This is a genomic window from Litoreibacter sp. (assembly GCF_058136045.1).
Genome location: NZ_JBYVDD010000003.1, coordinates 431,273 through 457,037, shown reverse-complemented (window position 1 = coordinate 457,037; position 25,765 = coordinate 431,273). Strand labels below are relative to the sequence as shown.

The 25,765-nt window shown below is 57.1% G+C and carries 26 protein-coding genes; 6 read left to right on the top strand and 20 right to left on the bottom strand.

Annotation, left to right across the window (positions count from 1 at the left end):
• The first annotated feature begins 1 nt into the window (after position 1).
• Together AC3Y7R_RS03570 and AC3Y7R_RS03565 are read left to right on the top strand one after the other, a co-directional pair.
• A complete protein-coding gene (locus AC3Y7R_RS03570) occupies positions 2-1,030 on the top strand; it encodes a cysteine synthase A (RefSeq protein ID WP_490040632.1) in 1,029 nt (342 codons plus the stop codon).
• Positions 1,031-3,427 (top strand): DUF3772 domain-containing protein, encoded by a 2,397-nt coding sequence (locus tag AC3Y7R_RS03565; RefSeq protein WP_490040631.1) that lies wholly within the window; start codon positions 1,031-1,033, stop codon positions 3,425-3,427.
• Here AC3Y7R_RS03565 and AC3Y7R_RS03560 read toward each other — a convergent pair.
• From AC3Y7R_RS03560 to AC3Y7R_RS03545, 4 genes are read right to left on the bottom strand one after another with little or no spacing between them, the layout of a single operon-like run.
• The gene (locus tag AC3Y7R_RS03560) at positions 3,424-4,614 is read right to left on the bottom strand and encodes a multidrug effflux MFS transporter (RefSeq protein WP_490040630.1); all 1,191 of its coding nucleotides are present in this window, start codon (positions 4,612-4,614) and stop codon (positions 3,424-3,426) included. The two genes, AC3Y7R_RS03565 and AC3Y7R_RS03560, sit on opposite strands and share 4 nt — an antisense overlap.
• A complete protein-coding gene (locus AC3Y7R_RS03555; RefSeq protein ID WP_490040629.1) occupies positions 4,611-5,087 on the bottom strand; it encodes a metal-dependent hydrolase in 477 nt (158 codons plus the stop codon). The genes AC3Y7R_RS03560 and AC3Y7R_RS03555 overlap by 4 nt, the downstream gene beginning before the upstream one ends.
• Positions 5,084-5,734 (bottom strand): DsbA family oxidoreductase, encoded by a 651-nt coding sequence (locus AC3Y7R_RS03550; RefSeq protein ID WP_490040628.1) that lies wholly within the window; start codon positions 5,732-5,734, stop codon positions 5,084-5,086. Before AC3Y7R_RS03550 ends, AC3Y7R_RS03555 begins: the two co-directional genes overlap by 4 nt.
• A complete protein-coding gene (locus AC3Y7R_RS03545; protein WP_490040627.1) occupies positions 5,727-7,223 on the bottom strand; it encodes a class I adenylate-forming enzyme family protein in 1,497 nt (498 codons plus the stop codon). Before AC3Y7R_RS03545 ends, AC3Y7R_RS03550 begins: the two co-directional genes overlap by 8 nt.
• Positions 7,224-7,277: 54 nt before the next feature.
• Between AC3Y7R_RS03545 and AC3Y7R_RS03540 the strand changes: the two genes are divergently transcribed.
• Complete coding sequence (locus tag AC3Y7R_RS03540) at positions 7,278-7,901, top strand: helix-turn-helix domain-containing protein (RefSeq protein ID WP_490040626.1); 624 nt, start codon at positions 7,278-7,280, stop codon at positions 7,899-7,901.
• A 4-nt stretch (positions 7,902-7,905) separates the two neighbouring features.
• On the opposite strand, the gene AC3Y7R_RS03535 is transcribed toward AC3Y7R_RS03540, so the two are convergent.
• The 4 genes from AC3Y7R_RS03535 to AC3Y7R_RS03520 are packed head-to-tail and all read right to left on the bottom strand — an operon-like array spanning position 7,906 to position 10,940.
• Positions 7,906-8,562, bottom strand: coding sequence for an aquaporin (locus AC3Y7R_RS03535; RefSeq protein WP_490040625.1), 657 nt, complete (start codon positions 8,560-8,562; stop codon positions 7,906-7,908).
• Complete coding sequence (locus AC3Y7R_RS03530; RefSeq protein WP_490040624.1) at positions 8,559-9,017, bottom strand: arsenate reductase ArsC; 459 nt, start codon at positions 9,015-9,017, stop codon at positions 8,559-8,561. Before AC3Y7R_RS03530 ends, AC3Y7R_RS03535 begins: the two co-directional genes overlap by 4 nt.
• 60 nt (positions 9,018-9,077) lie before the next feature.
• Positions 9,078-10,106 (bottom strand): patatin-like phospholipase family protein, encoded by a 1,029-nt coding sequence (locus AC3Y7R_RS03525; RefSeq protein ID WP_490040623.1) that lies wholly within the window; start codon positions 10,104-10,106, stop codon positions 9,078-9,080.
• Between the two features lie 48 nt (positions 10,107-10,154).
• On the bottom strand, positions 10,155-10,940 hold the full coding sequence (locus tag AC3Y7R_RS03520; protein ID WP_490040622.1) for a 3-hydroxybutyrate dehydrogenase: 786 nt from the start codon (positions 10,938-10,940) through the stop codon (positions 10,155-10,157).
• A gap of 306 nt (positions 10,941-11,246) precedes the next feature.
• Between AC3Y7R_RS03520 and AC3Y7R_RS03515 the strand changes: the two genes are divergently transcribed.
• A complete protein-coding gene (locus tag AC3Y7R_RS03515; RefSeq protein WP_490040621.1) occupies positions 11,247-13,067 on the top strand; it encodes an extracellular solute-binding protein in 1,821 nt (606 codons plus the stop codon).
• Between the two features lie 78 nt (positions 13,068-13,145).
• Here AC3Y7R_RS03515 and AC3Y7R_RS03510 read toward each other — a convergent pair whose 3' ends face one another.
• From AC3Y7R_RS03510 to AC3Y7R_RS03490, 5 genes are all read right to left on the bottom strand, one after another.
• Positions 13,146-13,781: a DUF502 domain-containing protein gene (locus AC3Y7R_RS03510; RefSeq protein ID WP_490040975.1), complete on the bottom strand. Its 636-nt coding sequence runs from the start codon at positions 13,779-13,781 to the stop codon at positions 13,146-13,148.
• A 160-nt stretch (positions 13,782-13,941) separates the two neighbouring features.
• Positions 13,942-14,847 (bottom strand): pseudouridine-5'-phosphate glycosidase, encoded by a 906-nt coding sequence (locus tag AC3Y7R_RS03505; RefSeq protein ID WP_490040620.1) that lies wholly within the window; start codon positions 14,845-14,847, stop codon positions 13,942-13,944.
• Positions 14,844-15,719 carry a PfkB family carbohydrate kinase gene (locus tag AC3Y7R_RS03500; protein WP_490040619.1) on the bottom strand — a complete coding sequence of 292 codons (876 nt, stop codon included), beginning with the start codon at positions 15,717-15,719 and terminating at the stop codon, positions 14,844-14,846. Before AC3Y7R_RS03500 ends, AC3Y7R_RS03505 begins: the two co-directional genes overlap by 4 nt.
• Before the next feature lie 56 nt (positions 15,720-15,775).
• Positions 15,776-16,339 (bottom strand): hypothetical protein, encoded by a 564-nt coding sequence (locus tag AC3Y7R_RS03495; RefSeq protein WP_490040618.1) that lies wholly within the window; start codon positions 16,337-16,339, stop codon positions 15,776-15,778.
• A gap of 155 nt (positions 16,340-16,494) precedes the next feature.
• The gene (locus tag AC3Y7R_RS03490) at positions 16,495-16,929 is read right to left on the bottom strand and encodes a hypothetical protein (protein ID WP_490040616.1); all 435 of its coding nucleotides are present in this window, start codon (positions 16,927-16,929) and stop codon (positions 16,495-16,497) included.
• A gap of 284 nt (positions 16,930-17,213) precedes the next feature.
• Here AC3Y7R_RS03490 and rpsB point away from each other — a divergent pair, with 284 nt between their 5' ends.
• The gene (rpsB, locus tag AC3Y7R_RS03485) at positions 17,214-17,987 is read left to right on the top strand and encodes a 30S ribosomal protein S2 (RefSeq protein WP_490040614.1); all 774 of its coding nucleotides are present in this window, start codon (positions 17,214-17,216) and stop codon (positions 17,985-17,987) included.
• A 77-nt stretch (positions 17,988-18,064) separates the two neighbouring features.
• Positions 18,065-18,940 (top strand): translation elongation factor Ts, encoded by an 876-nt coding sequence (gene tsf, locus AC3Y7R_RS03480; RefSeq protein WP_490040613.1) that lies wholly within the window; start codon positions 18,065-18,067, stop codon positions 18,938-18,940.
• 418 nt (positions 18,941-19,358) lie between these two features.
• Here tsf and AC3Y7R_RS03475 read toward each other — a convergent pair whose 3' ends face one another.
• From AC3Y7R_RS03475 to hmgA, 7 genes are all read right to left on the bottom strand, one after another.
• Positions 19,359-20,114 (bottom strand): LuxR family transcriptional regulator, encoded by a 756-nt coding sequence (locus AC3Y7R_RS03475; RefSeq protein ID WP_490040612.1) that lies wholly within the window; start codon positions 20,112-20,114, stop codon positions 19,359-19,361.
• Complete coding sequence (gene aroQ / locus AC3Y7R_RS03470; protein ID WP_490040611.1) at positions 20,111-20,554, bottom strand: type II 3-dehydroquinate dehydratase; 444 nt, start codon at positions 20,552-20,554, stop codon at positions 20,111-20,113. Before aroQ ends, AC3Y7R_RS03475 begins: the two co-directional genes overlap by 4 nt.
• Before the next feature lie 121 nt (positions 20,555-20,675).
• Entirely contained in the window at positions 20,676-20,861 is a 186-nt protein-coding gene (locus AC3Y7R_RS03465; RefSeq protein WP_490040610.1) for a DUF2783 domain-containing protein, read from the bottom strand.
• The gene (locus AC3Y7R_RS03460; protein ID WP_490040609.1) at positions 20,858-22,483 is read right to left on the bottom strand and encodes an FAD-dependent oxidoreductase; all 1,626 of its coding nucleotides are present in this window, start codon (positions 22,481-22,483) and stop codon (positions 20,858-20,860) included. The genes AC3Y7R_RS03465 and AC3Y7R_RS03460 overlap by 4 nt, the downstream gene beginning before the upstream one ends.
• A 3-nt stretch (positions 22,484-22,486) precedes the next feature.
• The gene (locus AC3Y7R_RS03455; RefSeq protein WP_490040608.1) at positions 22,487-23,437 is read right to left on the bottom strand and encodes an MBL fold metallo-hydrolase; all 951 of its coding nucleotides are present in this window, start codon (positions 23,435-23,437) and stop codon (positions 22,487-22,489) included.
• Positions 23,434-24,387 (bottom strand): fumarylacetoacetate hydrolase family protein, encoded by a 954-nt coding sequence (locus AC3Y7R_RS03450; RefSeq protein ID WP_490040606.1) that lies wholly within the window; start codon positions 24,385-24,387, stop codon positions 23,434-23,436. The genes AC3Y7R_RS03455 and AC3Y7R_RS03450 overlap by 4 nt, the downstream gene beginning before the upstream one ends.
• Positions 24,384-25,745, bottom strand: coding sequence for a homogentisate 1,2-dioxygenase (gene hmgA, locus AC3Y7R_RS03445; protein WP_490040605.1), 1,362 nt, complete (start codon positions 25,743-25,745; stop codon positions 24,384-24,386). Before hmgA ends, AC3Y7R_RS03450 begins: the two co-directional genes overlap by 4 nt.
• Positions 25,746-25,765 lie beyond the last annotated feature (20 nt).

Genomic DNA, 25,765 nt, shown 5'->3' with positions numbered 1-25,765 from the left:
GATGACCATCCGACAAAATCTGGCCGAATTGGTGGGCAACACGCCCTTGATCCGACTGAATGCCGCCTCCGAGGCGACGGGGTGCGAAATCCTTGGCAAGGCCGAGTTCATGAACCCCGGCCAATCCGTCAAAGATCGCCCTGCGCTGTATATTATCCGCGCGGCGATGGCCTCTGGCGCGTTGAAACCCGGTGGCACGATTGTGGAAGGCACCGCAGGCAACACCGGAATCGGTTTGGCGCTTGTGGGCGCGTCAATGGGGTTCAAAACAGTGATCGTAATCCCCGAGACCCAAAGTCAGGAAAAGAAAGATATGTTGCTCTTGGCGGGCGCGGAATTGGTGCAGGTTCCCGCCGCGCCATACCGCAACCCCAACAACTTTGTGCGCTATTCCGAGCGGCTGGCAGCAAGGTTGAACGAGAGCGAGCCGAACGGTGCAATCTGGGCCAATCAATTTGACAATGTGGCCAACCGACAAGCCCATATAGAGACCACAGGTCCCGAGATTTGGGCGCAAACTGACGGCAAGGTTGATGGCTTTATCTGCGCCGTTGGCTCTGGCGGCACTTTGGCTGGCATTGCCATGGCGTTGCAACCGAAAGGCGTGAAAATAGGGCTGGCCGACCCGATGGGGGCCGCGCTGTTTGATTGGTACACCAAGGGCGAGTTGACAATGGATGGTGGCTCGATCGCCGAGGGGATCGGGCAAGTCCGGATCACCAAAAACCTTGAAGGGTTGACGCCAGATTATTCCTACCAAATCCCCGATGAGGAGGCGCTGCCGGTTGTGTTTGACCTGCTCGCCGATGAGGGGCTTTGCATGGGCGCCTCGACCGGGGTGAACATCGCAGGCGCCATTCGCTTGGCCAAAGACATGGGGCCGGGGCACACGATTGTGACGGTCCTATGCGATTATGGCTCGCGCTATCAGTCCAAACTGTGGAACCCGGAATTCTTGAAAGAAAAAGGCCTGCCATACCCCAAATGGCTGGATGACGACCCGCAACTTATGCCAAGTGTTTACGAATAAATGAAATATTTCAGTGTGTTACGAATACTTCTAACGGCTTTCTTCCTTGTGTTAGCCGGGGCCGTTCCGCATGGAATGGGTTGGGCGCAATCGGTGGTCACGCAAGATGGCGCGCCTGATTATACGGCTTGGGAGCGCGACGCAGTGCGCGGTGCCGGGGTCTTAGATGCCAACCGTGCCTCGACCGAGGGGCTTGGCGCACTTCGGGAACAATTGGTATCGTGGCGCGACCTGTTTTTGGAACGCCAAGAGGTTAACCAAGATCAAATCACCACGCTGGAAAGCCAGATCGAAGCCTTGGGACCGATCCCAGAGGACGGTGAAGCAGAGGCCTCTGAGATTGCACAACGGCGCGAGGAATTGGGACAGATTCTGGAACAGATGACCTCTCCGGTTCGGCGTGCCGAGGAGGCATATGCGCGCTCGGAAGGGCTTGTCACCCAGCTCGACAGCATTGTGCGCGACCGCCAGACCAACCAGATTTTAGAGTTGAATCCGACGCCGCTCAACCCAAGCCTTTGGCCAGAAGCTGCATTCTCGGTGGTAGAGTTTTTTGGCAAGATCTCCAATGAGGTGAAAACGAATTACCACTCGCCATTCAGGGCTGAAACCCTGCGTGACAACCTGCCGCTTATTGTGATTTTACTGATCATTGGCGCGGCTTTGGTGACGCGTGGCGGGGCGTGGGTCGAGCATGGCGTATCCTTATTGCGCAGCAGCCGCCATGCAAGCCGTGCGCGGGTGCGGGTCGTGGTGTTTCTCATCTCTCTGGCCTCATTATTGCTGCCTTTGGTCGGGGTGATGTCCCTGATCATCGCCGCAGAGCAAAGCGAGCTACTGGGCCCATCGGGGACCGAGTTATTGGCGTTACTTGGCGCGTCGGCTCTTGGAATTTACGTGGCGCGTTGGCTTGGCCGTCAAGTGGCCCCCCCCGCATATCCGCCACATCCGATCCTTACATTGACCGAACGCCAAAGCATCCAGATACGCCTATTGTCCAATCTGTCAGGCCTGTTGATGGCGGGCAATCTGGTGGTCAACGGGGCGTTGAGCGGGAAGTTCATTTCTGAAACGGCGGCCTCGGTGATCGGGTTGCCATTGATCGCGCTGGCGGGGCTTGTTTTGTTTCGCATTGGGCAAATCATGGTGCAATGCGCGGCAAGCTCCAAACATGACGGTAACGGGGAAGATCCTGGCTCGGATGCCCCGTCGGGCCTGATATTACGCTACCTTGGCCGCGCATTGCGCATCGTGGCAGTTGTCGGGCCGATTTTGGCAGCAATCGGCTATACATTTGCCGGTAACATGTTGGTTTTTTCCAGTTTTTTAACCTTGGCGTTGATTGCGTTCGTTGCCACGCTACAAAGGCTTGTGCGCGATATTTACGGCACATTAAGGGGCGAGGAGGCCGGCTCAGAAGGGCTTATACCGGTACTACTTGGCTTCGCCCTTGCAGTCCTGTCCCTCCCGATTTTGGCGCTGATTTGGGGCGCGCGGGTGACCGATTTAAGCGAAGCTTGGACAGTCATTGCCGCGGGCGTTCCACTGGGCGAGACGCGCATATCGCCGGTAGATTTCATGAAGTTTGCCGTGGTTTTTGCACTTGGATACGGGCTGACCCGCCTGCTTCAAGGCACCCTAAAAACGCAGGTCTTGCCGCGCACTAAACTTGATACCGGCGGGCGCAATGCGATGGTCGCAGGCACCGGATATATCGGAATATTTCTAGCCGCTGTCATTGCCATCACCAGTGCGGGCATTGATTTGTCGTCACTGGCGATTGTGGCTGGGGCCTTGTCAGTGGGCATTGGTTTTGGCCTGCAAACGATCGTGTCAAACTTTGTCTCCGGCATCATTTTGCTGGTCGAGCGCCCCATATCAGAGGGCGACTGGATCGAGGTCGGCGGCACCATGGGCGTGGTGCGTGATATCTCGGTGCGGGCCACGCGCGTTGAGACCTTTGATCGCCGTGATGTGATCGTGCCCAATGCCGACCTGATCTCGACCTCGGTGACCAACTGGACCAAGGGCAATCTGACGGGCCGCGTTATTGTTCCGGTGGGGGTGGCCTATGGCTCCGACACCAAAAAGGTCGAGGGGATTTTGCGCGAAATTGCCGAGGCCGAGCCATTGGTGATTATGAACCCGCCACCTTCGGTTTTGTTCCGTGGTTTTGGCGCGGATTCGATGGATTTCGAGATCCGGGCCGTGCTTCGCGACGTGAATTATTCACTTTCTGTAGTCTCGAATATTAACCATGCAATCGCGCAACGCTTTGCCGAAGAGGGGCTGGAAATACCCTTCGCTCAGCGCGATGTATGGCTGCGAAATCCGGAAGCGTTGCAGTCGCCGCCTGCGGCAAAGCCCGCACGCAAACCTCGTGTTAAGAAAGTTTAACGCAAGCCGCGCCGGACCACCACAAAGCCTATCGTGGCCAGCACCGATGTTGCGATGGCCAGTGGCAGTGGCGTGCCGTCAAACGCCAGTCCAATGGGCATGGCGATGGCGGCGCCCACAACCGTGGCAACGGCCCCGATAACGGATGCGGCAAGACCCGCGATATGGCCCACAGGCTCCATCGCGAGCGCGTTCAGATTGCCGATCACCAAACCGGCCATGAAGAACAGCGATATCGTCCATAAGATATAGAGCCAAAACGGAACTGGCCCGAGCATCGCCGCCACCAACACCGCCACGGAGAAGGCAATTTGCATCCCCATTCCCGCCGCCACAATGCGCTGCATCCCCAGTCGCACAACCATGCGGGCGTTGAAGATAGAAGCACTCCCTGCCACGACTGCGATGAGTGCAAACCACAAAGGGAAGCTCTCGGCGCGGTTGAAACTGGTCTCGAAAATTTGCTGGGTAGAGCTGAGGCAGGCGAACAACATGCCGTACGCCAGCACTTGCACAAAGGTCGATAGCACGAAGACCTTATAGGTAAAGCATTCCTTAATAGCCGCGATGATGGCGGAGGCTTGGAACGGTCTGCGGGCCTCTGGTGGCAGGGTTTCCGGCTGGCGAAGCATCATCCATGAGGTCACGATCGTCGCGAAGATGACAAAGCTGACAAACACTGCGCGCCAGCCAAAACCCGCAATGATAAAGCTGCCCAGCAACGGTGCAACGGCGGGAACCAGTGTAAAGATCATCATCGCATAGGACATGATCGCGGCCATTGGGCGGCCCTCATAGAGGTCACGCACAATGGCAAGCGCCACAATCCGTGGCCCCGCAACTCCAAGACCCTGAATGATGCGCGCGGCGAGCATGCTCTCAAGGGTTTGCGCCTGTGCCGCGAGGGTGGCGCCGACCATATAAAGCGCAACGCCGACCAAAATGATTGGCTTGCGCCCGAAACTATCTGACAGCGGGCCTGTCACCAAGGTGCCTAACCCCATGCCCAGCACAAAACTGGTCAGGACCAATTGCGCGCGATTAGGGGCATCGGGTGTTAGGGCCTGCGCGATCTCGGGCAGGGCGGGAAGCATCGAGTCGATGCTAAAGGCCACGAGGGCGAAGTTCATGGCGATTAAGGCGATAAATTCGGGTTGAGAAAGCCGCCGTGATGGGGTGATGTTCATGTTTTTTCTTTTTTGTACAGATAGATGGCCAGTGACCAGACAGCGATTTCAAACAGAAATGTCCAATGCAATATGAAGGACATAACCCAGTAGTTTTGGGTGGCAGGCACGGTAAACAGCTCGAAAAGCCTATCGGTGAAGGGCCAACCCCAGGCGATTGATCCCGCGATTGTGTCTAGCAGCAGGTGCACGAAGATGGCCGCAAAGAATGCCCGCGCCGCAGGGCTGAACTCTGGCCGCCATCTGCGTAGCGCAAGAAGCGTGACCGTGGCCACAATAAGCCAAAAGCCGGGAATGTGGACCCAGTAATGGTGGTGATGAATGGCGCGACCGTCGATGAAGTAGAACCAGATCAGGTCAAAATCGGGCAGTACAGAGCCAAGCAGAGCCGCAGCCATTAACCATCGGTCAACACCATAGCGTTTTGCAGTACGGCCAACGATATAGCCTGCGGGCAGGTGTGCTGTGATCATGTGCTGGAGCTGTCTTGCTGCTGCGCGGCAATGTCTTCGATCACGCGCGCCCAGAGGTCGGGTTGCTGCGCGCCGGGCAGCACATGTTGGCCTGCGACGATGAAGGTTGGCACGCCAGTGACACCTTTGGCGCGCGCATTGGCGTCGCGGTCGCGGATGTCTTGCGCGTCCGAATCGGACGCCAACAGGCGCGCGATCATATCGCCGCCCATCTCGGCTGCTTGGGCAATCTCGAGCAACACATCTGTGTCACCAATGTCGCGGCCCTCTTTAAAGTAGGCTTTGAACAGCTTGGAAACCACCGCCGTTTGGCGCCCCTCAAGCCCGGCCCAATGGATCAGCCGATGGGCATTGACGGTGTTGGGCGTGCGCTGAATTGCGCCAAAATCAACATCGAGCCCCGCAGCTTCGGCGGCCTCGGCTATCTGGCCATAAACGCGCAGCGCGCCGTCTTTTCCGCCAAACTTATGCTCTAGGTATTCGTGCCGATCCATGCCGCCCTCGGCCATCGTCGGGTTGAGCTGGAACGGGTGCCACTCAATCGTAAACGGGTGATCTGGATGGGCTTCCAATGCGCGGTCCAGATGGGCCTTGCCGATGTAGCACCACGGGCAAATTACGTCGGAAATAATATCAAGCTTAACCATGGGGGGCCTCAAATGTTTCGCGCAGCAAGCGTCGGTTCAGCTTGCCATTTCCCCCTTTAGGCAACGGGTCGCGGTGGATGTAAAGGCGCGGCTGCTTATAGCGCGCGAGCAGGGCCTGTGCATGGGCGCGCAATGCCTCCTCAGGCAGGGGGGCGGGGGCGCTGTAAAACAGGGCAATAACCTCTGTGTTCGCCTTGATTTGCACGGTGGTTGCAGCACTCGCAGTCATCTGCGGGAAGGGGGCAAAGGCGGCCTCGACCTCCAGCGGCGAGACGCGGTAACCACCAGCGTTCATCATATCATCATTACGGCCCATATAGGTGATGTCACCCTGCGCGCTCATGGTGATGGTGTCGGCGGTAATAAACCAGTCTCCTGCGGGCAAATCCGCGCCCAGATAGCCTAACATCAAACCGGGGTCGTCACGATGGATAGCCAGCAAGCCGGGCGTGTCAAAGGGCACTGGTTTGCCGTCTTTCATCACCGCAATATGGCGCCCATTCTGTGGCCTTCCAGAGGTGCCTGCGCGCGCCGGAGCACTCGGGCTGCCCGAAACAAAGGTGGAGCATTCCGACATGCCAAGCGCCTCGTGCAGATCGGTTTTGGTTCTGCTGCGCCACTCGCTCCGCAAGGCCTCGGGCAGGCTTTCCCCCGCTGACAACCCATGTCGCAGGTCAGGCGTTTCAGCTATATTCGACTTTAGCATTTGACGGTAAACCCCCGGCGCAGCAGCAAATATACTGGCTTTGTGCTTAGAGATCAGCCCCGTCAGCGCGTCAGATTTCACCCCATCTACGGGGATCAGCGCCGTGGCTCCGATGCTCCACGGGTCCATCAACCCCGTCCCAAGCGTATAGGTCCAGTTGAACGCACCCGCATGCATAACCCGGTCCGTTTCGCGCAACCCGTACCAGCCGTCCCACATCATCCGCCGCGCCCAAATGGCACGATGCGCGTGGCGCACACCGCTGGGCTGCCCCGAGGTCCCGGAGGTGAAAATAATATAGGCCAAGCGGTCTGGATCCCCCATCACGGGCGGGATCGGCGCGGCCTCGGGCAGGATTTTCAAAACTGGACAATCATGATCCGGCAAGGAGATACCGTTTTGGTGCAATATCAGCGCGGGTTTGGTCTGTCCTGCGATATGGTTAATCTCGGGTTTGGTAAGCTGTGAGGAGGCCGGAACTGGCACCAATCCGGCCCAGATACAGGCCAGATAGGCCACAGGAAACTCCGGCGTATTCCCCAGCCGGAACAGCACACGCTCGCCGTCTTTCAGGCCGCGAGCACGTAGGCCACCAGCGACCGCCGTGACCCGCGCTTGTAGCTGTGTGTAGCTGATGGCATGAGGGGCGCCGCCGACCAGTTCCAATGCCGGTTTGTCGCCCATGTTTTGTGCTTTGGACAAGACATATTGCGCCATATTGAACGGCTTGGGGCAGGGCGCAAAAGAGGCTGCGGCGGGGTCTTGGGTAAACACAGATTGCATGGCCAAGAGCTAGCCCCCATTGCAACAAGCCGCAAGGGGGCGCTATGAGAGGCCATGACATCACATGATGAACCCAGCCTTATCCGACTTGCGCGTGCCAGTGGCGAAACCGGCTCTGTCGAGCCGCTAAACCTTGGAGAGCGCGTTCGCGAATTGCGCAAAGCGCGCGACTGGACGATGGAGCAGGCGGCAAAAGAGGCAGGCCTGGCGCGCTCGACCCTCTCCAAGATCGAGAACGAGCAAATGTCGCCAACATTCGAGCTGATGAAAAAGCTGGCCGATGGCTTGGGTATCGACATGCCACAATTGTTTACGCCGCCTCAAAAAGCGCAGGTCAACGGGCGGATGGACATCACCCGCTCGGATGAAGGGGCGCATCATGTGACGCCAACTTACGAACACGAGCTGTTAAATTCCGGCCTGACCAAGAAGGCGATGTTACCCTATCGCGCCCGTGTTCGCGCCCGCAGTTTTGACGACTTTGACGGCTGGATTCGCCATGATGGCGAGGAATTTTTATATGTGCTGACCGGCATGTTGCGACTGTACACCGAGTTCTACGAACCCGTAGAGATGAAGCGCGGTGACAGCGCCTATTATGATGCCTCCATGGGCCATAATGTGGTCTCGACCAGCGCCGAGGATGCGCTGATCTTATGGGTCACCTCGATGGCTTAGCGGCCTATTTTTCGAATTTGAACAGCCAACGCAGCACCGGAACCGCCAGCAATGTGGCGACCAATTGCACCGCGACAAAGCCGGGTGCATGGGCGGGTAGAATGCCTGAAAATGTATCGGTAAAACTGCGCGCGATGCTCACCGCGGGGTTGGCGAAACTCGTGGACGCAGTGAACCAATAGGCGCCCGTAATATAGATCGCGACCAGCATTGGCACCGCCTCGGGGCGTGATTTTAACCCGCCGAGGATCACAAATAACAGCCCGAACATGGCGGTAGCTTCCGCCACCCATTGCGCAACTCCCGTGCGCGACGTGGTAGAAAACTGTATGATATCAAGGCCAAACATGATGTGAGTGAGCCAAACGCCCAGCACTCCACCCGCAATTTGGCACGCGACATAGGCCAAGGCGAGCGGCACGGCCAATTCGCCGCGCAGCACAAAGGCAAGGCTCACCGCGGGGTTGAAATGCGCGCCCGAGATCGGGCCAAGCACCGTGATGATGGCATAAAGCATGCAGCCCGTGGCAATGGCGTTGGCCAGCAGCGCGATGGCAGTATTCCCGCCCGAGAGGCTGTCGCCCATGATGCCGGAGCCTACCACGGAGATCAGCAATAGCGCGGTGCCGAGCGCCTCGGCCACCAGTTTGCGCGCACTCATGACAACTCTCCTATTTGGGCCAGCGCAGTGGTATCTTGTGTGTCAGCTAATACATGGAAAGCCTCGGCGCGGCGGCGCAAAATTTGGAAGGCATCCTCGAACGCTTGTGGCTGTTTATCTGGCGCGGCAGCGGCGGGATCGTCAACACCCCAATGAGTGCGGATCGGGGCCACACCGTTCCTTGCAGGCCAAATAGGGCAGACCTCGGAGGCCGCGTTGCCACAGACGGTGACAACCAAATCCATGGCGGGTGCCTCCGCAAATTCGTCCCAGCTTTTGGAGCGCGGAGCCATTGGCGCAATGCCATGGTGGCTTAGGGTTTCCAGTGCCACCGGGTGCACCAGACCGGCAGGCCTAGAGCCCGCCGAAAAGCTGTTGTAGCCCAAGTCGTCCAATATTGCCTCAAGCATTATAGAGCGGGCCGAATTGCCTGTGCAGAGCACCAAAATGTTCATGTACCGCCCCCCAAAAGCATCATCCGGCGGGCATAGCGCCCCCATATGACGCTTTTACGACTACTCAAACATGGAACGCAAATCGACTGAGGATCGCACGCCCAAATCATCGAAATGAGCATCCAGAAAACCATGCGCCGCGGTGCGCCCCGCGGCTTTCAACTCGGACAAAACATAGGGCATTGGCACGGATTTTGTGGCGACAGTAAGCTGCGTCATCAACGCATCATCAGCAATCATATGCACCAACACATCCTTCATCGAGCCGGGTTTGACCTGACCGCTGGTGATCAATTCGCGTACAAACTGGACCGCGCGCAGCTCACGAAACAGCGAGCCGTTAAAGCTGATCTCGTTGATCCGGTTTTGAATTTCCGAGGCCGTGCGCGGCAAGTCTTCGCGGTAGAGCGGGTTGATATTCACGATCACCACGTCTTGCGACAACTCTGGCACGAACAGCGGGAACAGGGCAGGGTTGCCCATGTAACCACCGTCCCAATAGGCCTCAACCCGATCGGTTTTTGGGTCGAAAATTTCCACTGCCTGAAAGATCGTTGGCAGGCAGCCAGAGGCAAGGATCGCATCGGTGCTAATGTCGTGATGGGCAAAGATGCGGATTTTGCCAGACCGCACATTGGTGGCGCATACAAACAGCTCGGGACCTTCTGGCGCGCAAACCTCGTCAAAATTGAACTGCTCCACGATCGAGCGCAGAGGATGCGAATAAAGCGGCCCCATAGTGTAGGGGCTGGCCAGACGGCTGATCATGTCAATAGTTTGATAAAATGGCGAAGATTCAAGAGCTTGACTGACAGCCCCGGCGCTCATCCCGCTCATCCAACTGCTCAGGTGGGATTGATCGGTCGCGCCTATTTCACCCCAAAGCCAGTCGAGCTTTTCCTTTGCCCCGTCGCGGCCATTCTCCAGCAGGCCCGACTTCAGCGCGGCGCCATTTAACGCGCCCGCTGAGGTGCCAGTTATCGCACCGATCTCCAAGCGTTCATCTTCCAACAGGCGATCTAAGACCCCCCAAGTAAATGCCCCATGGGCACCACCGCCCTGCAAGGCCAGATTGATCTGTTTTACCATGTTATTTTGCACTTCACTTAGGGGATTGGGGCTAGGATCAAGTGGCGTTTAAAGCGCCGTCCAGCCACCATCAACAGATATTGTCGTGCCAGTGATCTGCGTCGCCGCGTCCGAGCACAGGAACGTCGCCACACCGCCCAATTGCTCGGTGGTGGCAAATTCGCGCGATGGTTGGCGCAGCAGCATGACCTCTTCGATCACCGTCTCGCGGTCCATGCCGTATTTGGCCATGGTGTCGGGGATTTGGCTCTCGACCAGCGGGGTCATCACATAGCCAGGACAAATGGCATTGGCCGTGATCGGCTCGCGCGCAGTTTCCAGTGCCACAACTTTGGTCATGCCAACAACACCGTGCTTGGCAGCGACATAGGCAGATTTATACGGCGAGGCGGTTAGCCCATGCGCCGACGAGATATTGATGATCCGGCCCCAGCCCGCAGCGCGCATCATCGGCAAGGCCATGGCGGTGGTGTGAAAGACAGAGTTCAACATGATCGCCATGATCGCGTCCCATTTCTCGACCGGAAACTCGTCAATCGGGGCCACATGCTGGATGCCTGCGTTGTTAATCAAGATGTCGCATTTTCCAGCTTGCTTGATCAATGCGCGGGCTGCGTCGCCATTGGATAGGTCGGCGGCAATGTAGCGCGCGTTGGTGCCGGTCTCTTTGCCAATCTTGGCGGCAAGGGCGTGGTCCTCGTCGCGGTCGGTGTAGGAGTTCAAAACCACGTCGGCGCCAGACTTGGCCAACTCGCGGGCAATACCTAGACCGATGCCCGAATTGGACCCGGTGATAACTGCGGTTTTTCCTAGAAGGGGTGTTGCGTGTGACATTGGCCAGACTCCTTTTGAACAACTTTGCACGGACACTACATGCTGCACCTGCAAAGTGCACCCGAAAGGCGCAAAGCAGGGCGCACAGTTTGGTGAATATTTCCCTCGCTTGGCCAAAAAAAAACGCCAGCACGAAGCTGGCGTTAAGTTATTGAGGCAGGTTTCATACAGGCAAGAAACCTATCGAGCAGTGACCCCTTTATAGTCGCCGCACCTTCACACGCCAAGCTAAAAGTTTGAAAAGGTTGAAAACCCTGAGTATCATGACAGACAACCAATGCAGGCTCACGAAGGATTGTTGCCAAAATGAAGTCAAACTTTTTCCAAACCCTGCGCAATGGGTTAACCGTCGCGGCGATCCTTGCCGGGACGACAGCCTTTGCTGATCCTCAACATGGCATAGCTATGTATGGTGAGCCTGCTTTACCACCAGACTTTGTGTCCCTCCCATACGTTAACCCTAATGCGCCCACGGGTGGCAAGATTGTCACCGGAGAGGTCGGTGGCTTCGATTCGCTGAACCCACATGTGCGCAAAGGACGTGTGCCTTGGCAGCTACGATTCCTGACATATGAGAGCCTTATGGGCCGCTCATGGGATGAGCCTTTCACCCTTTATGGCGTGTTGGCCGAGACTGTTGAGACCGATTCGACGAATCTGTGGGTGGAATTTGCCCTGCGCCCCGAGGCCCGATTCTCTGACGGCACACCAGTGACCGCCGAGGATGTGATCTGGTCCTACGAGACCATGGGCACGCAAGGTCATCCGCGCTATGCTGGGACATGGGCGAAAATTGCCAAATCCGAGATCACTTCCGAGGGCAATGTCCGCTTCACCTTTAACGAGCCGGACCGCGAATTGGCGCTGATCATGGGGATGCGCCCGATCTTGAAAAAGGCGCAATGGGATGGTGTCGATTTCACCAGCAGCGGGCTGGACACGATCCCGATTTCATCCGCACCCTATGTGATTGATGACTTTGAGGCGGGCCGTTTTGTATCGCTCAAACGCAACCCGGACTATTGGGGGCGCGACATTCCTTTTCGGCGTGGCACCCATAACATTGACGAGTTGCGCATGGAGTTTTTCGGCGACGCAACGGCGATGTTTGAGGCCTTTAAAGCCGGAGAGTTGAACACCCTGCGCGAAGGCAATGCCGCCAAATGGGCGCAGCAATACGACTTCCCAAGGGTGACGTCTGGCGAAGTGATCCAGTCCGAGATCGCGCACCAACGCCCCACCGGCATGACCGGTTTCGTGATGAACACCCGTCGCGGTGTTTTCAAAGACTGGCGTGTCCGCGAGGCGATGTTGCAGGCGTTCAACTACGAATTCATCAACGGCAAGTTGAACGGAGATCAAAACGGCGAGGGCCTGCCGCGCATCTCTTCTTACTTTTCCAACTCGGTGTTGGGCATGACCCCCGGTGCGGCAACGGGTAAAGTCGCGACCCTGCTAGAGCCGTATAAAGAAACCCTGCTGCCCGGCACGTTGAAGGGCTACGAGCTGCCCAAAGGCAATGGCTCGGAGCGCAATCGCACTGGCATCAAAGAGGCCACGCGCCTACTGGAAGACGCTGGATGGATGGTCAAAGATGGCGTACTGACCGGACCAGAGGGCAAGCCGTTTGTGTTTGAAATCTTGCTCAAGCAAGGCAGCTCGGAGCATCAATCCATCGCCAGCATCTACAAAGAACATCTGGAACGGCTCGGCATTTTTCCAACAGTTACCGTGGTCGACAGCGCGCAATACCGCGAGCGGCTGGACAGTTATGACTTTGATATGACGCATTTTATACGCGGATTATCCCTTAGCCCCGGCAACGAACAACTGGCCTATTGGGGCAGCGACGGAGTGGCAAACCCCGGCTCGCGCAACCTGATGGGTATGGCCAGTCCTGCCGCAGAGGCGATGATCCAAACCATGCTGACATCGCAGAGCCAAGACGACTATCGCGCCGCCGTCAAAGCGCTGGACCGCATCCTGACTGCTGGACGCTATGTAGTGCCTTTGTGGTATTCCGAATTCTCGATGCTGGCGCATGATGCCAACTTGAAATACTCGCCCAGCTTGCCCGCCTATGGCGACTGGATCGGGTTTCAGCCAGACGTGTGGTGGTCGCAATAACGGCGCCCTAGGTTTCTTTTTGCCAAAAATACTCAAAATCCAACGGCGGCATCTCAGGTGTCACCGTTTACTATTTAATTATTGAGCCGCAACCGCCACGGGTTCAGCCGGATTATCTTTGTTCGGATAGACCAGCCCGGCGGAGATCACCAGCTTGGCCGCATCTTCGACGCTCATATCCAGCTCAATCACATCCACGCGCGGCACGAACAGCAAGAACCCAGAGGTCGGGTTCGGCGTGGTCGGCAAAAACACCGACATGATCTCGCCTTCGACGTTGATGTCGCGATCAATCTCGTCCTTGGCGGGGATTGAGATGAAGGCAATCGCCCAGATGCCCCGGCGCGGATATTCCACCAAACAGGCTTTCTCAAACGAGGTTTCGCGCTGCGAAAACACCGTCTCGGCGATTTGCTTTAGCCCGTTATAGATTGAGCGCACCACAGGCATCCGGTCCACGATACCTTCGCCCAACCGCAGGAACGAGCGGCCCAGAATGCCCTTGCCCATCCAGCCAATAACCATGGTGACCAGCAAGAATAGCAGCACGCCGACGCCACGCAGATTGATGCCGATATATTGCTCGGGGCGGTAATTGTAGGGCACAAGAGGCAGCACCCAGCCATCAATCCAGCCGACAAAGCCCCAAATCAGCCAAGCCGTCAGGAAAATGGGGGCAATAACAATGAGACCCGCCAGAAAATTCCCCCGCATCCGCGCGAAAAGGCTCGGCTTGCGCAAAGGTTTCTTGGCGATCTCTTCATGGTCTTCGGAAAGCTTGGGCACGGTATAATATCCTGAGGTTACCGACCCTATCTATGTCGCCGACCTCGCCTCGACAAGCTATCCATGCTTTGTGCTGCGATTTCGCTGATTATTCCTGCAATTCGCGGGCAATCTCGGCCGCTAGACGGGCATTGTTGAGCACCAACGCGATATTGGCCTCCAGCGATGCGCCCTTTGTTAGCTCAAAAATGCGCCCCAAAAGGAATGGCGTCACAGATTTGCCGCCGATGCCTTGGGCCTGCGCCTCGTCCAGCGCTTGGGCGATAATAGGCGACAGGATTTGCGCGGCGATCTCGGCTTCTTGCGGGATCGGGTTGGCGATTAGCTGCCCGCCAGACAGCCCAAATGCAGCCCGCATCCTATGCGCCTTGGCGATACTTGCGGCATCATCCATGCGCAACGGGGCTTGCAACTCCGAGTGCCGCGACCAGAACGCGGGCAGGGCGTCTTGGCCATATGCGATGACCGGCACGCCCAATGTTTCCAGCACTTCGAGGGTTTTTGGCAAATCGAGTATGGCCTTCGGTCCGGCGGCAACTACCGTCACAGGCGTTTGGGCCAATTCATGCAGGTCGGCGGAGATATCAAAGCTAAGCTCCGCCCCGCGATGCACACCGCCAATGCCACCCGTGGCAAAAACCTCGATGCCTGCGTGATGGGCGGCAATCATGGTTGCGGCCACGGTTGTGGCGCCAGTGCCGCCAGTGGCTATGCAGGCGGAAATATCTGCGCGCGACAGTTTGGCGACGTTTTGGGCCTGCCCCAAAGTGTCAAGCTGCGCGTCGGTCAGGCCGATGTGCAGATTGCCAGATATAACGGCTATGGTCGCAGGCACTGCCCCGTTATCGCGAATAACCTGCTCGACGCGGCGCGCGGTCTCGACGTTTTGCGGGTAGGGCATACCATGGGTGATGATGGTGCTTTCAAGCGCCACGATGGGCGCATTTTGGGTGCGGGCGGTCTCAACCTCGGGGGCGTAATGGACGGGTATCAATAGCTATCTCCAGAGATATAGGTGGCCGTGGCGTGGATGGCATTTTGCAAAGCAGCCGCGGGGGCAGCCCCGCCGGCCTCGGCAGCAATATGAGCCGCCATGAAGGTATCGCCCGCACCCGTGATGCGTTTCACCTGCACTTGGGGCGGGGCGTATGTAAGCACGCCCTCAGCGCTGGCCAGTGCGGCAGGCTGCGCACCATTGGTCACAACTGCGCGGTGCAGGCCTTGGCCCAGCAGAGCCGCGGCGGCGGTGGCGCTGTCATGGAAAACGGTGTCCAGCAGCAGGCCGGATTCTTCAAGATTGACGTAAAGCGTCGCAGTCGGGTGCATCAGAAACGGGCGCAGACGTTCGGCCTTGCCGGGCGAGGCGGGGGCGAGGCGCAGGTCGGTTTGCGCAAATGCCGGATCCTTGGCGATGCGGCTCAAAAGGTGCAGGGTCAAATTCCCATCCAGCGCAACCAGCCCAGACCAGCCCTTGAGACCAGCCTGCATCGGGCGCAGGATTGTATCGCCAGCCTGCTCCAGAGAATGCGCATCAGCGATTGCGGCGATCAAGCCGTTGCGCCCCTCAATGGCCATGTAGCGGTCAGTGGGCAGGTCTTTGGGGCGATGGATATGATCGCAAATCATGCCCAGATTTTCACACTCAGAGATCAAGGCAGCGCCCTCAGCGTCTTGCCCGATGGCGGTGAGTAACGCGGGGGTCATCCCATAGGCGCGCAGGGCCATGGCAATGTTCATCGCCACACCGCCGGGCAGGCGGGTGATGCGACCGGGACGGTCGTGGCCGCGCTGCATGTCATTGTCGTGGCGCCCGATAATGTCCCAAAGGACGGCACCGATGCACAAGATGTCAGGTGTTTTGCTCATGGCCACTTTATGGGCAGGCCATGCGCATCTGTGCAAGAGGCGTTACGCAGATGTGCTCAGACACCACCGGGGGCGGCGCGCCCAACGGGTGAAAACGCAGGCGAGTTGCGGCACGCAACCAAAGCCGGATCTGTAGAGGAAAACCCGTCTGTTTGCGTGAAAATATCCGCGTAGCAATCCGCGAATTTTTCTTGGTTGTGTTGCGTGCGGCCCCGATGCGTGCGGGCGATTATAGCGCTGTAGCCGTCACGGTCATTGCGGCGCACCCAGTCAAAAGCCCGCGTACGCCAGTCGCGCACATGGCCCATTTCATGAAGCAATGTATAAAGCAGCCCGTGGGGGCGGTTGTTCCATGGCTTGGAAAAACAGTCGATATCAAGGACGATAAAGTACTGATCACCGGTCGATGTGTCTTCGCAATGCAGGGGGTTCGAGCTGCCACCCGCGCCCTCGCGCTGGCGAATTTCAACATATTGCAGCCCGGTAAGATGCTCGGGGGGTACGGCCGACAAAGAGCGTTGAATTTTGCCGCATTGGTCTTTGGTAACAGAGAGATCGTTGCGCTCAAGCGAGCGATGAAGGCGTAATTCAAACAGGCGTCCGTGGACAAATAAATTCATAATGATAGCTCCGAAAATAGAACCCGAAAGCAGGTCGTGAAAAAGCAGGTCGTCTATAATGGCGCTATCGTAACACAACCTGCCCCCTAGACCAACTGCTAGGGTTGGGGGCAGGTCAGAGCGGGATGCAAAGGGGCTGCGTCAGGCAAGTGTAGTTAACGGACCTCACCGCCATCCCCATCTGACACGCTGCCAGACCCACCGTCGCCGCTGCCACCATCAGAGACCGGTGCGGCGGTTGGGGCTGTAACTGCTGCCGGAGCAGGGGCGGCGGCAGGGGCGGCAGCAAATTCTTCAGCCGCGCCACAGACCGATGAGACCGAGGAGGGGAGCTGCGTTGCAGGGATGCCCATTTTTTGCGCCATATAGGCAATGACCGCGCGGTCACGGTAGAAAATTTTGCGGGTCATACCATCTTGCCCCAAGGCAATGTCGCGTTGCGCCCCTTGGCTCACCACCCGCAACACAGGCTGAAACAATCCCGGCTTGGTTTGGGCGTTGCAGCGCATGGCTTCGGCGGCGATCACTGGTGTGCTCAAGGACAGGGCGGCACTGGCAATGCAGAATACGTAAAGAGTGCGGTTAATCACAGTAAATACTCCTAAAATAAAATCTTCCTAATGCTCTGGCTTATACTTTAAAAATACGCGTTCTCCTAGGCTTTTGGCGCTAAAATGCCGTTATTTCACTGCATTCTCACGCTGTGCTCACCTTTGGAGGCTTTGGGGCTTGCGACAGGCAAGTATCTGGGCTATTTGGCGCTCACTTCGCAGGCGGGGTCGGGCCGATTGGGGGAGAAATCCCATGACGTCCACCGGTTGAGGCACATGCCTCTGACACCCCGCTGAGGCTTAAACCGGAAAGGAAAACGGACATGGCATTGCCAGAATTTTCGCTCCGTCAGCTACTTGAGGCTGGCGTTCACTTTGGTCACCAAACCAAACGCTGGAACCCCCGTATGGCCCCGTATATCTACGGCGCTAAAAACGGCATCCACATCATGGACCTGACACAAACAGTTCCAATGCTGGACCAAGCGTTGCAAGTTGTACGTGATACGACTGCAAAAGGTGGCCGCGTTCTCTTCGTCGGCACCAAGCGTCAGGCACAACGCCCCGTCGCAGAAGCCGCAGAGAAATGCGCACAATACTACATGAACCACCGTTGGTTGGGTGGCACGTTGACGAACTGGAAAACTGTTTCCAACTCGATCAACCGCTTGAAGAAAATCGACGAAGCACAGGAATCTGGCTTTGAAGGTCTGACCAAGAAAGAGCGCTTGGGCATGGAACGTGACCAAGGCAAATTGCAAGCGTCCTTGGGCGGCATTCGTGAAATGGGCGGCGTTCCTGATCTGTTGTTCGTTATCGACGTGAACAAAGAAGACCTGGCCATCGCTGAAGCCAAGAAACTGGGCATTCCGGTTATTGCGGTCGTGGACACGAACTGCTCGCCAGACGGCATCGACTACCTGATCCCGGGCAATGATGACGCATCGCGCGCAATCGGCCTGTACACCGATCTGGTTGCCCGTGCGGCTCTGGACGGCATGCAGGCGCAAATGGGCGCCGCTGGCGTTGATTTGGGCGCTATGGATGAGGCTCCGGCAGAAGAAGCCGTTGCTGCTGAGGCTCCGGCTGAAGGCTAAATAGCTTTCGCTTTACATCGTTTACCCGAAGGCGCTAACCGCCTTCGGGACCAACTTTTGCTTTAGGAGATACCGAGATGGCAATTACTGCTGCAATGGTGAAAGAACTGCGCGATTCAACTGGCGCAGGCATGATGGACGCTAAGAAAGCGCTGACCGAAACTGACGGTGATATGGAAGCCGCTGTTGACTGGCTGCGCACCAAAGGTTTGGCCAAAGCCGCCAAGAAATCCGGCCGCACCGCGGCGGAAGGTCTTGTGGCTGTCAAAGTTAAAGACGGCGCTGGTGTCGCTGTCGAAGTGAACTCGGAAACCGACTTCGTTGGTAAAAACGCCGAATTCCAAGCTATGGTTTCAGGCGTAGTGGACGTGGCCCTTGGTGTGGCAAACACCGAAGAATTGGCTGCGGCTGACATGGGTGGAAAATCCGTGGCTGACGTGATCACCGCCAAGGTTGCGACCATCGGCGAGAACATGTCTCTGCGCCGCATGTCGCGCTTGGAAGGGCCATCTGTCGTGTCTTACGTGCACAACTCGGTCACCAGCGACATGGGTAAAATCGGTGTTCTGGTTGCCCTGTCGAGCGAGAACGAGGCTTTCGGCAAACAGGTTGCGATGCACGTTGCAGCTGTGAACCCTGCGTCCTTGTCCGAGGCGGATCTAGACGCGGCTATCGTTGAGAAAGAAAAAGCCGTTCAGATTGATATCGCGCGCGAAAGCGGCAAGCCAGAGGCTGTGATCGAGAAGATGATCATCGGTCGTATGAAAAAATACATGGCTGAAGTAACTTTGCTGAACCAACAATTTGTGGTGAACCCTGACCTGACTGTCGGGGCTGCGGCCAAAGAAGCTGGCGTTGAAATCGTAGGCTTCAAGCGCTTGGAAGTTGGCGAAGGCATTGAGAAAAAAGTTGAAAACTTTGCAGAGGAAGTGGCGGCGACGCTGAAAGGCTAAGGCCTACTCTCAAGTCTAAAAATAAAAACGGCGCGTGGGGGAAGTACCTACGCGCCGTTTCTAATTTCGGGCCCCATGCTGGGGATGATGGTGCCCGACTGGGAGGAAAGCTAACATCTTTTACGGTGACTAACCGTAAGAAACGAACCACCGATCAAGGCCAAAGCCTCAATCCGCTGCTATCCTTGGTATTTCAAGGTGCACACTGAAATTGCCCTGCAGCCAAGACTGCCACTCATAGAGCATGTGTTAATATTTACGCTGCAGTGCAGGAAAGCAAAGTACGGGTTTCCCTACCTTTTGAAACATAATAGGCGCCAAGAATGGGGCCAACGCCCCTGATACGTGATCAACAGGCAGGCTATCATGGGAGCCAAGAGGCCGCATCTCATTGAATTTCCTAGGAAAAATTAAAAGCTCATCGCTCGATTAGGAAGAATTGGTTCTGGCTGGAAGCCTTGAGGATAGCTTGGGCTGTTGTATCAACATCCAAAGTTTCTCGCGCCAATCGTAGGTGTTTCTCGATTGTCGCCGGATTCAACCCCATGATTGTCGCCGTGTCTTGTATCGTTTTCCCATCTGCGACCCACTCCAAAACCTCACGCTGGCGCGCGGTTAATGGGCGACGCTGGCCGGTGGTGTGAGGAAGCTGCGTAACCTTGAGGTGCATAACCTTGTTGGCCAATTCCAGATCAGGCCCGTGCTCTTTCCAAATACCATCCACGTCATCCTGGCTCAAGCCGTGTCGAGCGGTAAGCCCGATCGCACCTTTGGCGCGCGTGGAGACATCGTGAAAGCTGATCGTGTAGCCCGCGGTCACACCTAACCTCTGATTGAGAGCCAATACAGCAAGCTCCCCTTCGCTCAATTGGCCAGACATCGCCAACTCTTGCATCATGCGCCAACTGCACGCGCCGACGTTATCCGCGGCCCATGCCACCATTGGCCCTTGATAATAAGCCCCATCACCAACGAAATGCTCAACATAAGCAGGGTCGTGATTGGTGAGGATCAAAGCATCCTGCAAGTCGCCCAAGGTGGTCCCGGTCCTGAAACGGGTGTAGCCGTAAACGAGCCGGTCAAAGCCGAATTCGGCCATCTTAGCCGTGTGTATCGACCACATTTCTTCAAGAGAATTGCTGGTGATAATCAAGTTCAAGTGGTCTTGGATCATGTAGCGGACCCAAAGTGGCTCGACAGGGCCTCTAGCGCCAACACATATCCCTGCGCGCCGAAGCCCGCGATTTGGCCCAATGCGACGGGGGCAATATACGATTTATGGCGGAACGCCTCGCGCGCATGGATGTTCGAAAGATGGACTTCGACCACCGGCAGCTCAACGGACGAGATTGCATCCATCAGCGCGACAGAGGTGTGGGTGAAGGCACCGGCATTTAGCACGATCCCCCCATGAACCCCTTTGGCCGCATGAATGGCGTCGATCAATACGCCTTCATGATTGGATTGCAGGCATGTTACGGCCATTCCAAGGGTGTCACCGTGGGTCACACATAGGGTTTCAACGTCAGATAATGTAGTAGAACCATAGACTTCGGGCTGACGCGTCCCGAGGAGGTTCAGGTTGGGTCCATTTAGGACAAGTACGGAGGTCATCGACAGTTCCTTGAGATAATGCATAAACACCTAGGTGGAGATACCCGACCTGTCGAGCTTTTTACGCATTATTTCACCGAACTCTCCTCAGATTTAAACATTTGGAACAGGGGATCTGCGGCTAAGACCGCGCCTTTTCTAGCGCCTCTTGCAACACGGGTAGGTCACCAATGTGGTTTGCAAGTAGTAAGATCAGTCTGGCGTTGAACTGCGCGCTTTCATCTTGTGTTAGCCCATCATGGGAGTCGATGAGTTTGCTATAAAATGCGTCAACGTTCAGTAGGTTAGGGTGCAAAGATAATGTCACTTACAGGCTCCTTCCAAGCTGTTCCTGAGTGCCGCAGAAACCTTTTCAAGGTTGAATTCCGCCCATCTGGCCACCACATGTTGGTCCGGTCGGATCAGGTATGTGGCCGCACTATTGGCCCCGAGATAACGCCAAATTAACTCTTCAGTCGGATAAGGGATGTGAAGCACCTGAACCGCCAAATCAGCCAGAGGAGCAGGAGTAAAAGAAGGGTCGCCAAAACTCAAAATGGTGAAGTGCCCCCCTAATTGATCCAAAAGATACCCGTCATTCAGCGGGCCGTCAGGGCAGACAGAACCCGGGCGACTGATTTTGGGGGCCTCCAGTGTATCAGCGCAAAACCCGTCATGACCATCATAGGTGCAGGGCACCGACAGGCGGCCAGAATTCACAATGGGGCGGGCAAATTCATATTCGCGGGCAAGATCAAGCACCGCGTTACGAAAGACCTGACTAATGCCTGTTTTGGGCGTCATAAAATCCGTGGCGCGTGATGAATTAAGTATGTTCTCATCGGCGGCAAATTCTCGCTCCGTCGCATAGCTATCAAGCAAGCGCGCATCCGCCAGCCCTTTGCAAACCAAATCCAACTTCCACGCAAGGTTATCGGCATCTTGCATGCCAGAGTTGGCCCCACGCGCGCCAAAGGGCGACACCTGATGCGCGCTATCGCCCGCAAATAGCACCGATCCATGGCGGAATTTTTTCATGCGGCGGCACTGGAACGTGTAGATGGAGGTCCATTCAAGCGTGTAGTCGGGAATGGTGCCGGTTTGCGATGACAACATGGCATCGACACGGGCGCCGATGCGGTCTGGGTCTAATTCCTGCTCGCGGTCGATGTCCCAGCCAAGCTGAAAGTCAATGCGCCAGATGTCGTCGGGCTGTTTGTGCAGCAGGGCCGATTGGCAGCCCTTGGCAAAGGGAGGCTCAAACCAAAACCAGCGCTCAGTCGGGAAATCAGCCTTCATTTTGACGTCAGCGATCAGGAAATTATCCTCGAACACGCGGCCATCAAAACTAAGGCCCATCATATCGCGAACAGGCGAGCGCGCGCCATCGCAGGCAATCAACCAATCGGCTTCAAGCTGATAGGGGCCATCCTGCGTATTAACATCAAGGGTGACGTAATCGTTGTGATCACGCAGGCCCGAGACACGGTTGGCACCGCGAATTTCAATCGGAGCACCACCGGCTTGAGCCTTGTGAATAGCCTCGATCAGATACGCTTCAAAGTGAGGCTGTTGCAGGTTTACGAAGGCAGGGTTCCGGTGACCTTCTTCCGGCAACAGGTTGAATTCAAACAGCTTCCCATCGCCGTAGAAGACTTTGCCAACATTCCACACCACGCCTTTATCCACCATAGAGGCCTGCGCGCCAAGGCGGGTGGCAATGTCGAGGCTGCGCTTGGAGAAGCAGATTGCCCGCGAGCCAAGCCCCGGCCCCTCATGGTCATCGAGAACCAAGACCGGCGTGCCTTTCTGCCCCAGATCCAAGGCCATCGCGAGGCCAATGGGCCCAGCCCCGACCACAACAACGCGGTGGCGCGCGACACGATCCTGAGAGGCCACGCGCGCATAGGGGTAGAGGGTGAAGGCGGTTTGATAGCGGGGTTCAACCATCCGCTACCCCTGCAACGCGGCCCACATGTCCAAATCGCGCGCGGCGGTCCAGATGCGGGGGGTGTCGATGCCGCGGGCCTCGTCATAGGCGCGGGCGACGTTGAAGGGCAGGCAGTGCTCGTAGATGGCGTAGTCTTTGAACTTTGGGTCGCACTCGGCGCGCACTGCGTCCCATGCGTCTTTGAGTGTGCCGCCGCGTGCTGCCACGCGGGCGGCGGGGGCGTAGGTGGAGTAGACGAAATCACGCGTGCTCTCGATTGCGCGCTCGACCGCTGGCTTGCCAATTAATGCGCCGCCGCGACCGGGCGCGATGGCGTCCAAATCAAAGCTGGCAATATTATCAAGCGTATTTCCCCAATCGGAAAAATGTCCATCTCCACAATAACATGCAGAGTGATCTTCAACTATATCTCCGGTGAACATGACGTTTTCATCGGGCACATGGATCACGATATCTCCGGCGGTATGCGCGCGCCCCAGATGCATCAAGTCAACGCGGCGATTGCCCAGATAAACGGTCATCGCATCGGAAAATGTGGTGGTCGGATAGGTCAGGCCGGGGATGCTCTCGTGGCCCTCGAACAGGCGGGGAAAACGTTGAAATTCGCTATCCCAATCCTCTTGGCCGCGTTCCACAACCATGGCGCGCGCGGTGTCGCCCATGATGATCTGATCGGCACCATAGGCCGAGGCCCCCAGCACCCGAACGGCGTGATAATGGGTCAAAACAACGTGAGAGATCGGCTTGTCGGTGATCTCGCGCACTTTCTCGATCACCTTGCCGGCAAGGCGCGGGGTGGCTTGTGCCTCGACGATCATAACGCTGTCATCGCCGATGATCACGCCGGAGTTCGGGTCGCCCTCGGCGGTGAAGGCCCAAAGGTCGCGGCCCACCTCGTCAAAGGTGATTTTCTTCTCGCTCAGGTCGCCTTGCGACGCGAATGCTTTACTCATAGTGCCTCTACTTTCTGTGTGATGCGGCCAAAGAGGTCGCGGCCTTGCGCGTCCTCCATCCAAATTTCCACCCGATCACCGGGCTGCATAAACGGCGTGCTGGGCGCGCCATTGGTGATGGTCTCGACCATGCGCTGCTCGGCGATGCATGAATAGCCCGCGCCGCCTTGGGGAATGGTTTTCCCCGGTCCGCCGTCCAGCTTGTTGGACACGGTGCCGGAGCCGATGATCGTGCCTGCCGCGAGGTGGCGGGTCTTGGCTGCGTGGGCGATCAGGGTGGGGAAATCAAAGGTCATGTCTTGCGCCGCATTGGTGCGCCCGAAGGGCTGCCCGTTGAAGTCCACGCACATGGTGGCCGCAAGTTTTCCGCCGTCCCAGCCGCGTAATTCATCCAGTGACACGGCGAAAGGCGAGAACGCGCAGGCCGGCTTGGATTGTACAAAACCAAACCCTTTGCCTAGCTCAGTGGGGATCAGATTGCGCATCGACCAGTCGTTGCAAATCATCACAAAACGGATGGCCGCGCGGGCCTCGTCAAGGCTGGCCCCCATCGCAACTTGGCCAGTTATCACCGCAACTTCGGCCTCAAAATCGACGCCCCAAGCGGGGTCGGCAGTGACGGGGGCCGTTGGGGAAATGAAGCTGTCAGAGCCGCCTTGATACATCAGCGGATCCGTCCAAAACGTATCGGGCATCGCGGCCCCGCGGGCTTGGCGCACCAGCTCAACATGGTTCACATAGGCCGAGCCATCGAGGAACTGATAGGCGCGGGGCAGGGGGCTGTGGCAACGGCTTAAATCCAGCAACTCAGAGGGGCCATCTGGCACGCCGGGGCCCTCATCCAGCATGTGTTGAAAGCTGCGCCGTGTCATGCGTGTCGAGGTCGCGCGATCCGCAGATACGATGCGCAGTTGCCCGTCGGGGCCGTCGTTATAGCTGGCGAGAATCATTTTTTACCCGGCGTCCCGTCGAACTTTTTCTCGATGTCAGCCCAGCAGTCAATGTAGTCATCCTGCAACGGGGCCTCGGTGGCGGCATAGGCGGTCAAATGCTGCGGAAAACGGGTCTCGAACATGAACGACATGGTGTTGTCGAGCTTCTCTGGCCCAAGGTCTGCATTCGACGCGCCGTCAAAGGCCGCCTTGTCGGGGCCGTGCGGTATCATCATGTTATGCAAGGATAACCCACCCGGCACAAAGCCTTTGGGTTTGGCGTCATAGATGCCGTAAATATTACCCATCATCTCTGACATGATGTTTTTATGATACCATGGCGGGCGGAAGGTGTCCTCGGCCACCATCCAGCGCTCGCGGAACAAAACGAAGTCGATATTCGCGGTGCCTTCGACGCCGGAAGCGGCGGTTAGCACGGTAAAAATAGACGGGTCAGGGTGGTCAAACAGGATCGAGCCAACGGGGCAATAGGTGCGCAGGTCGTATTTCACTGGCGCATAATTGCCGTGCCATGCGACCACATCTAAGGGTGAATGGCCGATCTTGGTCTCGTGGAATTGACCCGCCCATTTGACGGTGACAGTCGAGGGCGCATCGCGATCCTCGAACGCGGCCACGGGGGTCTTGAAATCGCGGCGGTTTGCCATGCAATTCGCCCCGATCGGGCCGCGCCCCGGTAGCTCAAACTTTTGACCGTAGTTTTCACACACAAAGCCCCGCGCAGGGCCTTCCAGCACCTCGACACGGTAGACAAGCCCACGCGGCAGGATAGCGATTTCTTGCGGCTCCAGATCAATCACGCCCAACTCTGTGCAAAACCGCAAGCGGCCTTCTTGGGGAACAACCAGCAACTCGCTATCGGCGGAAAAGAAGTATTCATCTACCATGCTTTGGGTGACCAAATAGATATGGCTGGCCATGCCAACTTGGGTGTTCACATCGCCCGCCGTGGTCATTGTGCGCATACCGGTGAGCCATGTCAGGCTGCCTTGAGAATGCGGCACAGGGTCCCAGCGATACTGGCCCAGTGAGATCACATCCGGGTCCACATGTGGCGCGGATTTCCAGTACGGCAGGTCGATTTTCTCAAACCGGTGGGTGTGTTTCACGGAGGGGCGGATACGATAGCACCATGTGCGCTCGTTCTGGTGCGAGGGCGCGGTGAAGGCCGTGCCAGAGAGTTGCTCGCCATAGAGGCCATAGTTGCATTTCTGCGGACTGTTCATACCTTGCGGCAGCGCACCGGGCAGCGCCTCAGTCTCAAAGTCATTGCCGAAACCGGGCATATAGCCTGCATGAGTGCCAACAGGTGTTGGGGCGCTTTGCAGGCCCAAAGGGGTAGGGGTCTTGGTCATAGAACTGTCCTCCGAAACTC

Excerpts from the sequence above, each read along its gene's own strand:
- AC3Y7R_RS03555 (WP_490040629.1), bottom strand. The coding sequence starts at position 5,087 with ATGATCACAGCACACCTGCCCGCAGGCTATATCGTTGGCCGTACTGCA.
- AC3Y7R_RS03560 (WP_490040630.1), bottom strand. The coding sequence starts at position 4,614 with ATGAACATCACCCCATCACGGCGGCTTTCTCAACCCGAATTTATCGCC.
- AC3Y7R_RS03520 (WP_490040622.1), bottom strand. The coding sequence starts at position 10,940 with ATGTCACACGCAACACCCCTTCTAGGAAAAACCGCAGTTATCACCGGG.
- AC3Y7R_RS03460 (WP_490040609.1), bottom strand. The coding sequence starts at position 22,483 with ATGGTTGAACCCCGCTATCAAACCGCCTTCACCCTCTACCCCTATGCG.
- AC3Y7R_RS03500 (WP_490040619.1), bottom strand. The coding sequence starts at position 15,719 with ATGAGCAAAACACCTGACATCTTGTGCATCGGTGCCGTCCTTTGGGAC.
- hmgA (WP_490040605.1), bottom strand. The coding sequence starts at position 25,745 with ATGACCAAGACCCCTACCCCTTTGGGCCTGCAAAGCGCCCCAACACCT.
- AC3Y7R_RS03540 (WP_490040626.1), top strand. The coding sequence starts at position 7,278 with ATGACATCACATGATGAACCCAGCCTTATCCGACTTGCGCGTGCCAGT.
- AC3Y7R_RS03450 (WP_490040606.1), bottom strand. The coding sequence starts at position 24,387 with ATGATTCTCGCCAGCTATAACGACGGCCCCGACGGGCAACTGCGCATC.
- aroQ (WP_490040611.1), bottom strand. The coding sequence starts at position 20,554 with ATGACCTCCGTACTTGTCCTAAATGGACCCAACCTGAACCTCCTCGGG.
- AC3Y7R_RS03495 (WP_490040618.1), bottom strand. The coding sequence starts at position 16,339 with ATGAATTTATTTGTCCACGGACGCCTGTTTGAATTACGCCTTCATCGC.
- AC3Y7R_RS03455 (WP_490040608.1), bottom strand. The coding sequence starts at position 23,437 with ATGAGTAAAGCATTCGCGTCGCAAGGCGACCTGAGCGAGAAGAAAATC.
- AC3Y7R_RS03515 (WP_490040621.1), top strand. The coding sequence starts at position 11,247 with ATGAAGTCAAACTTTTTCCAAACCCTGCGCAATGGGTTAACCGTCGCG.
- AC3Y7R_RS03545 (WP_490040627.1), bottom strand. The coding sequence starts at position 7,223 with ATGCAATCTGTGTTTACCCAAGACCCCGCCGCAGCCTCTTTTGCGCCC.
- AC3Y7R_RS03565 (WP_490040631.1), top strand. The coding sequence starts at position 1,031 with ATGAAATATTTCAGTGTGTTACGAATACTTCTAACGGCTTTCTTCCTT.
- AC3Y7R_RS03525 (WP_490040623.1), bottom strand. The coding sequence starts at position 10,106 with ATGGTAAAACAGATCAATCTGGCCTTGCAGGGCGGTGGTGCCCATGGG.
- tsf (WP_490040613.1), top strand. The coding sequence starts at position 18,065 with ATGGCAATTACTGCTGCAATGGTGAAAGAACTGCGCGATTCAACTGGC.
- AC3Y7R_RS03550 (WP_490040628.1), bottom strand. The coding sequence starts at position 5,734 with ATGGTTAAGCTTGATATTATTTCCGACGTAATTTGCCCGTGGTGCTAC.
- AC3Y7R_RS03510 (WP_490040975.1), bottom strand. The coding sequence starts at position 13,781 with ATGCGGGGGAATTTTCTGGCGGGTCTCATTGTTATTGCCCCCATTTTC.
- rpsB (WP_490040614.1), top strand. The coding sequence starts at position 17,214 with ATGGCATTGCCAGAATTTTCGCTCCGTCAGCTACTTGAGGCTGGCGTT.
- AC3Y7R_RS03530 (WP_490040624.1), bottom strand. The coding sequence starts at position 9,017 with ATGAACATTTTGGTGCTCTGCACAGGCAATTCGGCCCGCTCTATAATG.
- AC3Y7R_RS03570 (WP_490040632.1), top strand. The coding sequence starts at position 2 with ATGACCATCCGACAAAATCTGGCCGAATTGGTGGGCAACACGCCCTTG.
- AC3Y7R_RS03475 (WP_490040612.1), bottom strand. The coding sequence starts at position 20,114 with ATGATCCAAGACCACTTGAACTTGATTATCACCAGCAATTCTCTTGAA.
- AC3Y7R_RS03535 (WP_490040625.1), bottom strand. The coding sequence starts at position 8,562 with ATGAGTGCGCGCAAACTGGTGGCCGAGGCGCTCGGCACCGCGCTATTG.